Annotated in this window: 9 protein-coding genes; 7 read left to right on the plus strand and 2 right to left on the minus strand. The window is 71.5% G+C overall.

The annotated features are described in order from the left end of the window. Positions 1–17: 17 nt before the first annotated feature. Positions 18–3,131 carry a DUF6531 domain-containing protein gene (locus DEJ49_RS21440; RefSeq protein WP_190329400.1) on the minus strand — a complete coding sequence of 1,038 codons (3,114 nt, stop codon included), beginning with the start codon at positions 3,129–3,131 and terminating at the stop codon, positions 18–20. Positions 3,132–3,371: 240 nt separating this feature from the next. Between DEJ49_RS21440 and DEJ49_RS21445 the strand changes: the two genes are divergently transcribed. The 6 genes from DEJ49_RS21445 to DEJ49_RS21470 all read left to right on the plus strand — a co-directional run bounded on the left by DEJ49_RS21445 (position 3,372) and on the right by DEJ49_RS21470 (position 12,889). Further along, positions 3,372–6,452 (plus strand): bacterial transcriptional activator domain-containing protein, encoded by a 3,081-nt coding sequence (locus tag DEJ49_RS21445; protein WP_150185670.1) that lies wholly within the window; start codon positions 3,372–3,374, stop codon positions 6,450–6,452. 59 nt (positions 6,453–6,511) lie between these two features. Then, positions 6,512–7,240 (plus strand): prepilin peptidase, encoded by a 729-nt coding sequence (locus DEJ49_RS21450; RefSeq protein WP_150185671.1) that lies wholly within the window; start codon positions 6,512–6,514, stop codon positions 7,238–7,240. 80 nt (positions 7,241–7,320) lie between these two features. After that, positions 7,321–8,520 (plus strand): cyclic dehypoxanthinyl futalosine synthase, encoded by a 1,200-nt coding sequence (gene mqnC, locus DEJ49_RS21455; protein ID WP_150185672.1) that lies wholly within the window; start codon positions 7,321–7,323, stop codon positions 8,518–8,520. 17 nt (positions 8,521–8,537) lie between these two features. Further along, positions 8,538–9,137 carry an imidazolonepropionase-like domain-containing protein gene (locus DEJ49_RS21460; protein WP_150185673.1) on the plus strand — a complete coding sequence of 200 codons (600 nt, stop codon included), beginning with the start codon at positions 8,538–8,540 and terminating at the stop codon, positions 9,135–9,137. 349 nt (positions 9,138–9,486) lie between these two features. Then, positions 9,487–10,182 (plus strand): demethylmenaquinone methyltransferase, encoded by a 696-nt coding sequence (locus tag DEJ49_RS21465; RefSeq protein ID WP_150185674.1) that lies wholly within the window; start codon positions 9,487–9,489, stop codon positions 10,180–10,182. Between the two features lie 199 nt (positions 10,183–10,381). Further along, positions 10,382–12,889 (plus strand): zinc-ribbon domain-containing protein, encoded by a 2,508-nt coding sequence (locus DEJ49_RS21470; protein WP_150185675.1) that lies wholly within the window; start codon positions 10,382–10,384, stop codon positions 12,887–12,889. 113 nt (positions 12,890–13,002) lie between these two features. Here DEJ49_RS21470 and DEJ49_RS21475 read toward each other — a convergent pair whose 3' ends face one another. Continuing rightward, positions 13,003–13,554: a GNAT family N-acetyltransferase gene (locus DEJ49_RS21475; protein WP_223832936.1), complete on the minus strand. Its 552-nt coding sequence runs from the start codon at positions 13,552–13,554 to the stop codon at positions 13,003–13,005. Positions 13,555–13,651: 97 nt separating this feature from the next. Here DEJ49_RS21475 and DEJ49_RS21480 point away from each other — a divergent pair, with 97 nt between their 5' ends. Further along, positions 13,652–14,938, plus strand: coding sequence for a geranylgeranyl reductase family protein (locus tag DEJ49_RS21480; RefSeq protein ID WP_150185676.1), 1,287 nt, complete (start codon positions 13,652–13,654; stop codon positions 14,936–14,938). Positions 14,939–15,014: the final 76 nt, after the last annotated feature.

Below are 15,014 nucleotides of genomic sequence, written 5' to 3' on the forward strand. Positions count from 1 at the left end.
GTTTGTTGTCCCCTCCCTCAGGTGCCTGAACAGCTTAGGTGTCGGGCGGTTTCCGGGTCGTAGTAGTCGGAGCCGGTGTAGTGCAGGCCCGATTCCGGGTCGAAGTACTGGCCGGGGGAGCGCAGGGGGGTGTATGCCGTGCTGTTGGCCGGCCAGGCTGTCGTTCCCCAGAAGGTGCTGCGGGTTCGCCACGTGATCGTGCCGTGGTCGTCGACGAGTTCCGTGGGTGTGCCGGTCCGGTCGGTGACGATCGTGAAGGAGCGGGAGTCGACCGTGTGGATGCGTTCCGACTGGGCGATGGGGTCGTCGCCCTCGTAGTCCCAGGTCAGGCTCACCGGGTGTGGCAGGTTCCGGTCCGTCGTCGTCTGTTCGCAGAGCGCCGTGCCGTCCCAGGTGAAGTCGGTTCGCTCGGCCACCCCGTCATCGCCGGGTGCCAGTCGTTCTTTCGTGGTGCGGCGGCCCAAGGGGTCGTACGTGTAGCGCCAGCGCGTGCCGTCCGGGGTGACCACCGAGGTGAGGCGGTCCTCCGCGTCCCACGTGTACCGCCACGACAGGCCCGGCTTCCGGCGCAGGATCACGCGGCCCTGGGCGTCGTATTCGTAGCGCGTGCGGCCGGCTTGGACGAGGTCGGTGCCGGAGTACGCACGGGGGCCCGTGGACTCGTGGCCGGGGTGGATGTCGGGCCAGGCGGCGTACGTCTGGTTGCCCGCGGGGTCGTAGGCGTACGTCTCCGTCCAGTCGTGGGCGTACACGGCCGTGACCCGGCCCGCCGGGTCGAGGTCGAAGTGGCGTCCGCCGGAGAGGTGGTCGCCGAGGGCGGTGACGGCTCCGTCGGTGCGGTAGGTGTACGTGCGGTGCTGGACCGGGCTGCCGTCCGGTGCCGTCACCGTTTGGGTCGTGAGGCGGCCGACCTCGTCGTAGGCGCGCTCCAGGGTCACGCACGTGTCGGCTCCGGCGCGCCGGACCACCTCCCTGCCCGCCGCGTCCCGCTCGAACTCCACGGTCCCGCCGCCGGACGTGGTGAGCCGGGCGCGGCGGCCCGCCGCGTCGTACTCCCAGCTGCTGGTCGCCCCGGTCGGAGTCGTGCGTCCCGTACGACGGCCCGCCTCGTCGTACGCGTACGTGAGCGGCCCGCGTCCCTCGACCGTCTCGGAGAGCAGGCGGCCCGAACCGTCCCGCTCCAGGGTGAGCCGGCAGTCCGGGCCCGCCGCGCCGACCAGGTTGCCGAGCACGTCGTACGCGAAGGTGGTGACCGCCTCGGCGGTCTCCTTGCGGACCAGCCGGTCCGACGCGTCGTAGGAGAAGGAGATCGACTCCCCGGCGGCGTTCGTCCGTCGCACCAGGCGTCCCGCGGCGTCGTACGCGTAGGACAGGGTGCGGCCGTCGAAGTCGGTCTCCGCGACCATGCGGCCCGCCGCGTCGTACTCGTACGTCCAGGACAGGCCCCGCGGGTCGTCGACCTGGGTGAGGCGCAGGGACGCGTCGTGGTCGAAGTGGTGGCGTGCCCCGTCGGCGCCGACGCGCGCGGCGAGCAGGTCGAAGTGCGTGTACTCGAACGACGAGACCTGGCCCAACTGGTCGGTGTGGGCGATGCGGTTGCCCTCGCCGTCGTACGTCCAGGTCTCCACCGCGCCGTCAGGGGTCGTGCGCCGGACGAGTCGGCCCTCCGTCGACCACGCGAAATGAGTGGTGTGGCGGAGGGGGTCGGTGACGGACGTGGGGCGTCCCAGCGCGTCGCGCTGCCAGACCGTGACGGCGCCCAGCGGATCCGTGACCTTGAGCGGCAGACCCGCGCCGTCGCACCGCAGCGTGGTCGTGTTGCCGGCTCCGTCGGTGACCGAGAGAGGGTGCCCCGCGGGCGTGTAGGCGTGGTGGACGGTCACACCGGACGGCTCGGTGACCGACGTGCGGTTGCCGCGCTCGTCGTACCCGTACCGCCACGTGGTGCCGTCGGGCAGGTCGACGGCCGTCTTGAGGTTCAGGTCGTTGTAGGCGAAGCGGATGACGGCGCCGTCGGGCCGTGTCACCTCGGTCGGCAGGCCCAGTTCGTTGTTGACGTACGCCGTGGTGCGGCCGAGCTGGTCCGTCGTGGCGGCGACGTGACGCAGCGCGTCGTACGCGGTCGTGACCGTGCCGCCGAGCGGGTCGGTCTCGGCGACGACCAGGCAGTGGTCGTCGACGGCGAAGCGCGAGGTGGCGCCCCCGGCCGTGGTGACCTCGGTGACGCGGCAGCCGGGCCGGTCGGGGTCGGGGGCGTCGTACGTGAAGGTGTGGGCCAGGTGCCCGGCCATGCCCCGCTGGGCGACACAGCGGTCCTGGTCGTCGTAGGCGTACGTGTAGCGGCTGTTGTTCGTGTCCTCCCACGCTGTGAGGCGCAGCCGTTCGTCGTACGTGAACCGCGTCGGCAGACCGGAGGAGTCGGTGACGGCGGTGAGGTTGCCGTCGGTGTAGCCGTACCGCTTGACGACGAGGTCGTCGCCGCTGCCGTCTACGGCGGCGCCCGCCACGCCGATCGCGGTGACGCGCCCGTCCTCGACGGTCAGCATCACGTAGTAGCCGCCGCTGTGGAGGATCGCGCGCGGGGCACCCTCCGTGTCGTAGTCGAAGTCGACGGTGTTGCGGTTGCGGTCCGAGACCATGGTCAGCAGGGCCACGCCGTCCTCCTCGCGGGGCGCGGCGAAGCGGCGGGCGACGCCGGTGACCGGGTCGGTGACGCGGTAGCCGCCGTCGGCGAGGCGTTTCAGGGGCCATCGGGGGCCGGACTCGGGCAGTACGAGTTCCGTGGGCGTTGCCGTGGATTCCGTCGGGTGCGGGTACGTGAGGAGCATGCCGTCCTCCGTCACGAACACGACCCCGTCCTCGTCGACTTCGAGGCGCTGGTCGATCGTGGAGGTCCACATCGGCCCGAACCAGCCGCCGGACCGGTAGCCCGAGGCGACCCGCCGGGTGAAGTCCAGCGGCAGCGTGCCCGGCAGCGAGAGGTCCGTCTCCTCGCGGAACATCTGGCCGGTGGCGACATCGACCGCTTCGCCGCAGCACTTGATCCTGCTCCTGACGCGGTCGTACGCGCCCCGCTGCCCCTCCTTGACCGCGGTACGGGCCGACTTGAATCCCCTGAGCCCGTCCTTCAACCCCTGAGCCCCTTTCCGAGAGCGGCCGCCTTCAACAGGCCGACCTGGTCCTTCGCATGCCATGCATGCCGCATGATCCTTCACATCATGTGTCGGTACCGGGCGGGCCCCGGGATCCGTACCGGAACTGTGACGGGGACGCCTGTCTGACGTCCGACCCCTTCCGTAACATCACCTCAGTAGTCTCACCCGACCCCTCTGACCATCCACTCCTCCCCACAGGACACCAGGACACCTGCCATGGCGCGCACCACTTCACGCTCGACGAGCCCGCCGAACCCGCAGTCTCCGCGGAACCGGACGCCGCAGCCGTTGCCGCGGCGCCGGCGCACCGTCGGGGACTTCGTCAAGGCCTTCCTCGCGTTCGTAGCGCTCGCCGTGCTGCTCGTCGGCGTGCCCGGAGCCCTCGTCGTCTTCGTGGGGTGGCCGCTGCCGGGCGGCACGCCCTCGATGAGCTGGCTGCAGCAGGAGATCACCGTCAGTACGTTCATCAACGTACTGACCGTCGTCGTCTGGTTCGCCTGGGCGCAGTTCACCGCCTGCGTACTCGTCGAGATAAAGGCCGCCGTCTCCGGAGTCGGCATCCCGGGCCGGGTGCCGGGTGCGGGCGGCAGCCAGATGCTGGCGCGGCAGCTCGTCGCCGCCGTACTGCTCGTGGGCGCCACCGCGGCCAGTTTCGCGCCGGGGCTCTCGCAGTTCGGGCAGTCCCTGGAGGGCAACCAGAAGCCGGCGTCCGCCGCGAGCGCCCAGCAGACCCCCGGTCTCTTCGGGCAGGAGCAGCAGGCCGCGGCGTCCGCAGCCGACGCGCTGGCCGCGCAGGCCGACCAGGCCGCCGCGCACGCCGACGGGGGCGGTTCCACCGCCAAGGACGGGGACACGAAGTACTACCGGATCCAGCCTCCCGAGGGGCGCCACCACGACTCCCTGTGGGAGGTCGCGGAACGGCACCTCGGCGACGGCCGCCGGTACAAGGAGATCTACCAGCTCAACAAGGACCGTGAGCAGCCCGACGGTTCGAAGCTCAGCGAGGCGAGCCTCATCCGGCCCGGCTGGATCATGGAGATGCCCGCGGACGCGCACGGCGGCGAGCTCGTCGAGATGCCCGACGAGGCGCCCAAGGTCTCCGAGGACGTCAGGGAGCAGATCTCCGACTACTCGAAGACGGGCGACCGGCACCAGGGCGGCGGCGAACAAGGCGGTCAGGGCGGACAGCAGGGCAGCGGCCGGGAACAGGGCGGCGGCAGCTCCGTCGACCACGACACCGCCCACATCGTCCTCCCCGAGCAGCGCCCCGCCGCGCCGGAGAAGCCCGCCATGCCGCAGGCCCCGGCCACCCCGGAGACCCCGGCCACCCCGGACGCGCCCGCCGCCGAGGCTCCCTCCGCCACCACCGGAACCGGCTCCGAAGGCTTCGACTTCGGGCTGCCCGAGGCGCTCCTCGGCGCCCCCCTCCTGGCCGCGGGCCTGCTCGGCGCCCTCGGCCGCCGGCGCCGCCACGCCCTGTGGCAGTCGGCCATGGGCGCCGTCGGCGGGCGCGGCGGCATGCAGCCGCCGACGCCGACCGGCGCCGCGGCCGACGTGCAGGACGCGCTGCTCGTGGGCGCCGACCCCGAGGGCGTACGCCTCCTCGACCGGTCCCTGCGCGGCCTCGCCGCCTCCCTGGCCCAGGAGAACCGCCCCCTGCCGACCGTGTACGCGGCCTGGCTGACCAACGGCGACCTGCACCTGCAGCTCGCCGCGCCCGCCGGACGCCCGCCCGCGCCCTGGCAGCTGGGCCAGGACCAGACGTTCTGGGTGCTGTCGCGCACCGACGCCGAGCGGTACGAGGACGTGGACACGGCCGCGCCCTACCCCGGCCTCGTCTGCCTGGGCACCCTGGACGACTCGCGGCTCCTCCTCAACCTGGAGGCCGTGCCCGGCATCGTGTCGCTGAGCGGCACCGCCGCCGACCGCGCCGCCGTCTTCGCGTCGGTCGCCGCCGAACTCGCCACCAACGGCTGGTCGGACCGCATGACCATCACCGTCGTCGGCTTCGGCCAGGACCTCACCCCGCTCGCGCCCAACCGCCTGCGCCACCTGGAGGACGTCGAGGCGCTCATCGAGACGATGGAGGCCGAGACGCGGCAGCGGCGCGGCGCGCTCGGCGCCGCCGGGCACGACTCGGTGCTCACCGGCCGCACAGGACCCGCCCAGCACACCCGCTGGGCCCCGCACCTGGTGCTCCTGGCCGCCGAGCCGAGCGCCGAGGACGCGGTCAAGCTCGCCGAACTCGCCGCGGACGCGAGCCGCCTCGGCATCGGCTACCTCGTCGGCGCGGACTCCGGTGACCTGCCCGGCGCCGCCTGGGAGATGGAGATCACCCGCGACGGCAAGCTGCTCGCGCCGCTGCTCGGGCTCGAACTGGCCGCGCAGGCGCTGCCGGAGGCCCAGCAGCGCGCCGTCGTCCAGCTGTTCACGGACGCCGACCCGGAGGGGTCCGGCAACCCCACGGGCCCCGGCGACGGTCCCACGGGCGCCGCGCCGCCGTTCCTCGTCGACGTCACCGAGCAGGGCCGCCCCGCGGTCTACGCCCGCCTCGTCGGTACGTACGAGATCATCGGCCTGGAGACCCCGGACGGCGAGCGCAGCGCGCTGCTGCACGAGGCGCTCGCCCTGTTGCTCCTGCACCGCGAGGGCGTGCACCCCCGCGTGCTCGCCTCCGCGCTGTGGCCGCGCGGCGTCACCGACGACGTGCGGGACGCGCTCCTCGACCGGCTGCGCGACTGGCTCGGCAACGAACCCGACGGCTCGCCCCGGCTGCGCACCGACGGCACCGGCAGGCTCACGCTCGCCAAGTCCGTCGTCTCCGACCTGGACGTGCTGCGGTCGCTCTACCACGAGGCGACGCAGGGGCGCGGTGCCGGCAACCGCGCGGTGCGCGGCCGGATGCTCACCGACGCGCTGGTCCTGGTGCGCGGCCCGCTGCTCGCCGACCGGCCGCGGGGGCGGTACGGCTGGCTCACGCACGAGATCATCGACGCGCAGCTCCCGCTGCTCGTCGCCGACATCGGGCTCGCGCTCTCCGAGTTCCACCTGGAGAAGGGCCGCGCGGAGAAGGCGATCGAGGCGCTCAATGCGGCGCTGGGCTCGGCGCCAGGCGACGAACGGCTCTGGAACGAGCTGCTCCGCGCCACGCACGCCACGGAGGACCCGGCCCGCCTCCAGCAGGTCGCCGCGGACCTCATGGCCCGCAGCGGGGCGCGCGGCCTGCCGCCGCGCACGGAGGCACTCCTCGACGAGCTGCTGCCGACGTGGCGCGAGGGCGTCACGGCGGCGAGCTGAGCGTACGAGAAGTTCTACGAGAAGCCCTGCGAGAAGCCCAGCGAGGGAAGCTGTAGCCGTTGCTGTTGACACTCATCCTGGGAGGCGCCCTGTGGGGCGCCTTCGCGGGCCTCTTCGTGCCGCGGGCGGCGTATCGCCTGTCGGTGCCGCCGGGCGAGCCGTGGCGCGCGGCGTGCCCGCAGGGGCACCCGCTCGGGCGATGGCTGGGACCGGCCCGCTGCGGACAGGAGGGGCACACGGCCGTATACGGCCCCCGTACCTCCGCCACGACTGCTGCCACCGCCCTGGTGTGCGCCGCGCTGGCCGCGACCACGGGCACGCGCCCCGAGCTGGCGGTCTGGCTCCTGCTGGCTCCTGTCGGTGTACTCCTCACCCTGGTCGACTTCACCGTGCACCGCCTGCCGGACGTCCTGACACTCCCGCTGGCGGCGGCGTCGCTCGCGCTGCTGGGAGCGGTGACACTCGTCCCGGAGCAGGCGGGCTCCTGGCGAACAGCCCTCTACGGATCATGCGCCCTCGCGGCCGCGTACTTCCTCCTCTTCCTCATCAACCCCAACGGCATGGGGTTCGGCGACGTGAAGCTGGCGCTCGGCCTGGGCGCCGTGCTCGGCTGGTACGGCTGGGGCGTCCTCCTCATCGGCACCTTCGCGGGCTTCCTGCTGGCCTCGCTGTACGGAGCGGCCCTGGTCGTCGCCCGCCGCGCGAGCCGCAAGACGGCGATCCCCTTCGGCCCCTTCCTGATCGGCGGCGCCTTCGTGGGTTTGCTGCTGGGGGGCTACACCGCCTGACGTCGGACGTTCCCGGGCCCTGGCGTACGCTGGCGTGGTCCGTCCACAACCCTTACGAAACTTACGAAAGGGACGCCCCGGTGACCGAGAAGGCCGACCTTCAGTCCGTCCTCGACCGCGCCGCCGCAGGTGGGCGGATCACCCCGGAAGAGGCGCTCGACCTCTACCGCGACGCTCCGCTGCACGCCCTCGGCGCCGCCGCCGACGCCGTGCGCCGCCGTCGCTACGCCGGTACGGAGCACATCGCGACGTACATCATCGAGCGCAACATCAACTACACGAACGTCTGCGTGACGGCCTGCAAGTTCTGCGCCTTCTACGCCGCTCCGAAGGACACGAAGAAGGGCTGGAGCCGCGACCTCGACGACATCCTGCGCCGCTGCGCGGAGACCGTCGAGCTGGGCGGCACCCAGATCATGTTCCAGGGCGGCCACCACCCGGACTACGGCGTCGAGTACTACGAGAAGCACTTCTCCGCGATCAAGGAGAACTTCCCGCAGCTGGTCATCCACTCCCTCGGCGCGTCCGAGGTCGAGCACATGGCCCGCATCTCCAAGGTCTCCGTGGAGGAGGCCATCCAGCGCATCAACGCGGCGGGCCTCGACTCCTTCGCGGGCGCCGGCGCCGAGCTGCTCCCGGCCCGCCCCCGCAAGGCCATCGCGCCCCTCAAGGAGTCCGGCGAGCGCTGGCTGGAGATCATGGAGATCTCCCACAACCTGGGCGTGGAGTCCACGTCGACGATGCTCATGGGCACGGGCGAGACGAACGCCGAGCGCATCGAGCACCTCCGGATGATCCGCGACGTGCAGGACCGGACGGGTGGCTTCCGCGCCTTCATCCCGTACACGTACCAGCCCGAGAACAACCACCTCAAGGGCCGCACCCAGGCGACGATCTTCGAGTACATCCGCATGATCGCGATCGCCCGGATCTTCCTCGACAACGTCGCGCACATCCAGGGCTCCTGGCTGACGACCGGCAAGGAGGCGGGCCAGCTCACCCTCCACTACGGAGCGGACGACCTGGGCTCGGTCATGCTGGAGGAGAACGTCGTCTCGTCGGCGGGCGCCAAGCACCGCAACAACCTGCGCGACATGATCGACATGATCCGCACGGCGGACCGCGTCCCCGCGCAGCGCGCTACCACCTACGAGCACCTGGTCGTGCACGACGACCCGGCGAACGACCCGGTCGACGACCGTGTGGCCTCGCACATCTCCTCCACGGCGATCGAGGGCGGCACGGCCCACCCGGAGCTCAAGCTCCTCGCCTCGAACTGAGCGCGGCGAGACCTGCCTTGCGCACTCTCCACGTCGCCGAGCACTCCCCGGAGACGGCGGTCCTGGTCTCCGGCGCGAGCGTCGCGGCGGTCGGTCCGTACGACGACCTGGCCGCGGCGCACCCGTCGGCCCGCACGCGCCGCTGGCCCGGCATCCTCACCCCCGGCCTCCTGAACCCCTACGCGCCCGAACTCCTCGAGGCGACGTACCACCCCGACCCGCGCGAGGCCGACACGCTCGGCGTCGACCCCATCGGCGGCGAACGCGCCCGCGCGCTCTTCGCCACGGACCCCGCCCGCCTGGGAGCGAGCGCCCGCCGCGGCGTCCAGCGCCTCCTGGCACACGGCACGGTGGCGGTGGCCGGCACCCTCCGCACCCGCCCCGCCCTGGACGCGGTCCGCAGAGCCCCCCTGGCCCAGGGCCAACGCCCCCCAACCCTCCCGGGCCCCCCATCCCTCTCCCCGACCCCCCTGATCCTCCTCCCACCCCTCTCACCGAACTCCCCGGCCCGCTTCGCGATCTTCGACGTACGGGACCGCCAAGACCTGGTGAGCCGGGGCGCGGGCACGTGCGTGGCGACGGTGCTGGAGGGCCGCTTGGTGTACAGGGCACGCTGAAAGCCGCAACGGCGCCGGGCGAGGCGGACTATTCAGGGGCGCGGGGAACGGCGCGAGAACCACAACGAACCCGCACTCGCGAAGGCGCCCCGGCGGGGCAGACGCGAGGGCGTGTCTTAAGGGGCGCGGGGAACTGCGCGAGAAACCACAACGAACCCGCACCCGCGAACGCGCCCCGGCGGGGCAGATGCGAGGGCGTGTCTTGAGGGGCGCGGGGAACTGCGCGAGAACCACAACGAACCCGCACCCGCGAACACGCCCCCGCAGGGCAGACGCGAAGGCGAACAGCCCGCCGCAGGCGAAAGAGCCCGCCGCCAAGGCAGAAGACCGGCCTGACACAATGGGCCGGGTGACCCGAGCCACCTTGGACAAGCAGCCGCACGACGTCGCCACCATGTTCGACGACGTCGCAGAACGCTACGACCTCACCAACGACGTGCTCTCCCTCGGCCAGACCCGCCTCTGGCGCAAGGAAGTCGCAAAGGCGGTCGACGCCCGCCCCGCCCAGAAGGTCCTCGACCTCGCCGCCGGCACGGCCACCTCCTCCCAGCCCTTCGCCCAGGCCGGCGCCTACGTCGTCCCCTGCGACTTCTCCCTCGGCATGCTCCGCGTAGGAAAGCAGCGCCACCCCTGGATGCCGTTCACCGCGGGCGACGGCATGAAGCTGCCGTTCAAGGACGACTCCTTCGACGCCGTCACGATCTCCTTCGGCCTGCGCAACATCCAGGACACGAGCGCCGCGCTCCGCGAGATGTACCGCGTGACGAAGCCCGGCGGCCGCGTCGTGATCTGCGAGTTCTCGCACGCGACGTGGGCCCCGTTCCGCACGGTGTACGAGGAGTACCTGATGCGCGCGCTGCCCCCGGTCGCCCGCGCGGTCTCCTCGAACCCGGACGCGTACGTCTACCTCGCGGAGTCGATCCGCTCCTGGCCGGACCAGCCGGAGCTGGCCGCCCTGCTGCAGGACGCGGGCTGGTCGAAGGTGGCCTGGCGAAACTTGACGGGCGGCGTAGTGGCATTGCACCGCGGCTTCAAGCAGAGCTGATCAGGCGGCGCCGACCAAGCAGCGCTGATCAGGCAGCGCCCTTTCATAACGCTCCAGTTGAGACTCGGAAGCCACGGACCCGAGGGAACCGGCCACCGGGCAAGATGTGTCCGTTGATACGACCCTGCCGTTTATTTATACGGCGCTTATGGGCCGGTCCGCATTCCTTGCCGAACTCCTGAGCCGACGGAGCGTCTTGATGGCGTCGTACTGCCCACACTGTGGGGTGCCCACCCCGGATGAGGCCCGCTTCTGCATGAAGTGCGGCCGCGAACGCCTCCCGGCGCCAGAGGCGAAGGAAACCCCGAAGCAAACCCCACCCGCACCGGATATCCCACCCGCACCGGATACCCCACCCGCCCCAGATACCCCACCGCCCCCCACCCAGCCCCCAGCACTCGCCCCCGCCATCCCCACCACCCCCACCACGCCCTCCCCCCTGGCCGCCTTCCTCACCCGCACCTTCCGCGGCGACTGGGCCGGATCCGTACAGGCCGCGCTCTGGCCCGTCGTCCTGCTGCTGGCCGGCGCCGCCGCGCTCGCGACCCCGGCGTACGGCCAGGACGACGACGCGGTCTTCGGCTTCACCGACCGGCTCCGCATCGCCCTCGCACTGCTGCTCCAATCGGTCGGCGGCGGCTTCGAGTTCACGGGCCGCGAGGAGGGACCGGACTTCGGCTCGGATTACGGAAGCGACGGCCTGAGCCTGGGCTCCGGCTCGGGCTCCGACTCCACGGCGACGACCGTGGAAGGCACCGCCTCCCTGCACCTGATCCCGCTCACCATGACCGTGCTGTGGATCGTGGCGCTCTACATCGGCGTACGCGTGCTCAGGACCCGCATCGCCACCCGGGGCGCGGCCCAGAACGGCGCCACCACCCCCACCGCAGGCCTCGAAGCCGCCGTGCGTGTCGCCCTGTTGGTGACCGTCGGCGTACTCGCACTCGCGCTCTTCGCGCAGCCCGAGATCGAGGGCGTGCAACTCTCGTCGTCACCCGTGCTCGCCGCGCTCGGCGCACTCCTGCTCGGACTCGCCGTCTCCAGCGCGGTGTTGCTCCGCGTGGACGCGACGCTGTGGGCGAGGGTGACCGCGCGGCCGGGAGCACAGACGTTCATCCGGGCGACGGGCACCGCACTGCGCGCCCTGGCCGTCGTACTCGTCCTGTGCTCGGTCGTCGCCTTCATCAGCCTCGCCCAGGTGGACGACCTGTCCGAGATCGCGGACCTCGACGAGTCCGGCATCTCACCACTCCTGGTCGCGCTGCTGATCCTGCCGAACCTCGCGGTCACGGCACTCGGCATCGGCTGGGGCGCGGGTGCGGAGGCCTCGGTGCGCGGCAGCACCTCGATGTACGGGAGCCGGCGCGAGAGCGGGTCGTTCGGGCTCTCCGAACTCGGTGACGTCACCAACGACTGGGCGATCGTGGGCGCATTGGCACTCGGACTCGTCTGCGCGCTGACGCTCGGCGTGCTCGCCGCGCGGCGCTGCGTGGGCCGAGGTGAGCAGCTCCTCGCCGCGGGCGTCTTCTTCGTTTTCGTCCTGCTGCTCGCCGGGTTCAGCGGAATCGGCGTCGAGGTGTCCGGGCAGGCGTTCGACAGCGGTTCGGGATTCGGCGGATCGAGCAGTGGTGGGGGCGGTGGCGTGGAGGCGGGCCTGAGCGTCCCGGAGATGCTGCTGTTCGGCCTGCTGTGGATCTTCCCCGCGGCTCTGCTGGGCCCGTACGTACTCCAGATGACGGGCCGACAGACCACACCGCCCACCCCTCCGCCCACCCCTCCGGCGTACGCCCCACTCCCAACAGCCCCCCAGACCCCCCAGCCCCAGACCCCTCAGCTCCAGTCCCCCCAGCCCCAGACCCCTGAGCCCCAGACACCCCCGCCCTTCACACCCCCGACGGCCCCCACCCAAACGGCCGCCGCCCACACCCCCCACCCCAGCCACCCCAGCCCCCCGAGCCCTCACCCCGCCGCCCCCGCCAAGCCGCACAACCGGGCCACCGTCTGGGTGGTCACCATCGTCGTGGCCCTCGTCGTCGGAGGCGGCGCGACCGCCGGCGCGCTGCTCTGGCGGGACAAGGGCGACGACAAGGCAACCAACGCGGACACCGCGAACAAGGACAAAAGGCCCGCGGTCAACCGCTCCGAAGCCCCGACCGGTGACACGACCGGTGACCCGTCCGGCGACCCGAGCAGTGGCCCGACCGTCGACCCGACCCCGGCAGCCTCACCCGACCAGGGCCCCGTCCCCGAAGGCGCCGAACGCATCACCGACCCCGAAGGCTTCTCCTTCGCCGTGCCCGAAGGATGGTCCCGCCAGCCCGTCAACCCCGAGCGACCCGGACAGATCACCTATGCCGGGTCGACGGGGCGCGAGGAGTTCCTCGTCGGCGTCGTGACCGATGCCCCCTACACCTCGTACGAGAACTTCAAGAACATCGAGCGGCACACCAAGGCCGCGCCGGACAAGTCGGACTACGACCGCGTCCGGATGGAGAAGAACACCTTCCAGGGGCGTGACGGGGCGATCTGGGAGTACACGTACACCGACAAGGGCGGCCGTACGATCCACGCCCTCAACCAGAGCTACATCGCGGCGGACGGCACGGAGTACGCGATCCAGCTCTCCTGGCGCGAGGACTTCTGGCCCGCGGGCGAGGGCGCGAAGACGCACACGGCCGCACTGGACACGTGGCGCCTCACCGACTGACCTAAGTAGGCACCAGGCTTGCTGCAGGCTTGCTGGAGAGCGGGCCTGCACCAGTCCTGAAACGCAAGCCCGCACCAGTCCTCAGGGCAAGCCCGCGTAAGCCCGCACCAGTCCTAGAGCGTGAGCCGGAAACAGTGCGAAGTCCGCCGCGACGACTCGACCCCAGGCACCCGCGGGGGAGTCGTGAACGACTCGGCGAGCTCCATGCCGAGCCGCCGCGCCACCGCGATGGACCGTTCGTTCCCGGTGTCGATCATCGCCACGACGCTCGGCACGCCCGCCGCCCGTACCCGTTCGACGGTCGCCTCCGCCGCCGCGGTCGCGTACCCCTTGCCCCAGGCGGCGCGGCCGAGCCGCCAGCCGATCTCTATCTCGCCCACAGGTCCCCACGTCCTGGGCCAGGGCTGGGCGCCGGTGAAGCCGATCGGCTCACCGGCCGCGTCGAGCATGGTCCACAGGCAGTAGCCCAGTTCGGCGTCGTGTCTGCGCTGGCGGGCGGTCAGCTCCTCGTACATGGAGAGTTCCGCCGACGACCCGCCGAAGAACTCCATGACCTCGGGATCGTCGAAGAGCCGGTGCCAGGCAAAAGCGTCCTCATGTGTGGGGACGCGCAGCTCCACGGCGGGGAGGAGCGGCGCGGGCAGGGTATCGGTCTGCTCGGTCACGTGTGGCCCTTCGGCTGGCTGATCAGTACCGCCTCATAGACTGCCCATATACCGTGCCGGTCGGCACACAGATTTCGAGCCTTGGGGAGAACCCGCCGTGACCGAGCCCCTCTCCGAACACACCGCGGACGTAATTGTCGTCGGCGCAGGACCTGCCGGTTCGACGACGGCGTACTACCTGGCGAAGGCCGGTCTCGACGTACTCCTCCTTGAGAAGACCGCGTTCCCACGGGAAAAGGTCTGCGGTGACGGGCTCACGCCCCGCGCCACCAAGCAGCTGGTGTCCATGGGAATCGACATCTCCGAAGAGGCGGGCTGGCTGCGGAACAAGGGCCTGCGCATCATCGGGGGCGGCGTGCGGCTCCAGCTGGACTGGCCGGAACTCGCCTCTTACCCGGACTACGGCCTCGTACGGAAGCGTGACGACTTCGACGAGCAGCTCGCGCGGCAGGCACAGAAGGCGGGCGCACGCCTGTACGAGCGGTGCAACGTCGGCGAGCCCGTCATCGACGACCGCACCGGCCGCATCACCGGTGTGCACGCCAAGATGGGCGAGGAGAAGACCCCGGTCACCTTCCACGCCCCGCTCGTCGTCGCGGCCGACGGCAACTCCTCGCGGATCTCGCTCGCGATGGGCCTGCACCGCCGCGAGGACCGGCCGATGGGCGTCGCCGTCCGCACGTACTTCACCTCGCCCCGCCACGACGACGACTACCTGGAGTCCTGGCTGGAACTGTGGGACCGCCGCGGGCCCGGCGAGGACCGCCTCCTGCCCGGCTACGGCTGGGTCTTCGGCATGGGCGACGGCACGTCCAACGTCGGCCTCGGCATCCTCAACTCCTCCAAGTCGTTCCGCGAGCTGGACTGGCGCGAGGTCCTCAAGGCCTGGTGCGCCTCGATGCCGGAGGACTGGGGGTACACCCCGGAGAACATGACGACGCCGATCCGTGGCGCCGCCCTGCCGATGGCCTTCAACCGCCAGCCGCACTACACGAAGGGCCTGCTGCTCGTCGGTGACGCCGGCGGCCTGGTGAACCCCTTCAACGGCGAGGGCATCGCGTACGCCATGGAGTCCGGCCAGATCGCGGCGGACGTCATCGCGCAGGCACACGCGCGTGCCACCCCCGCACAGCGCGAACTGGCGCTGCAGAACTACCCGAAGACGCTCAAGGAGGTCTACGGCGGCTACTACACGCTGGGCCGCGCCTTCGTGAAGCTCATCGGCAACCCGAAGGTCATGAAGATCGCGACCCAGCGCGGTCTGACCCACCCGATCCTGATGCGGTTCACGCTGAAGATGCTGGCGAACCTGACGGACCCGATGGGCGGGGACGCGATGGACCGCATCATCAACGGGCTCAGCAAGGTGGCACCGAAGGCGTGACCCCAGGCTCAAGGGCCTACCAGGCCCTGAAGGCCTAACCCCGGTGGGCGGTCCGCACAGTACGGTGCAAAATGGA

The organism is Streptomyces venezuelae (genome assembly GCF_008642335.1).
GTDB lineage: Bacteria > Actinomycetota > Actinomycetes > Streptomycetales > Streptomycetaceae > Streptomyces > Streptomyces venezuelae_F.

What these genes read in the sequence shown, in the direction of transcription:
- DEJ49_RS21470 (WP_150185675.1), top strand. Translation starts at nt 10,382, where the DNA reads ATGGCGTCGTACTGCCCACACTGTGGGGTGCCCACCCCGGATGAGGCC.
- DEJ49_RS21445 (WP_150185670.1), top strand. Translation starts at nt 3,372, where the DNA reads ATGGCGCGCACCACTTCACGCTCGACGAGCCCGCCGAACCCGCAGTCT.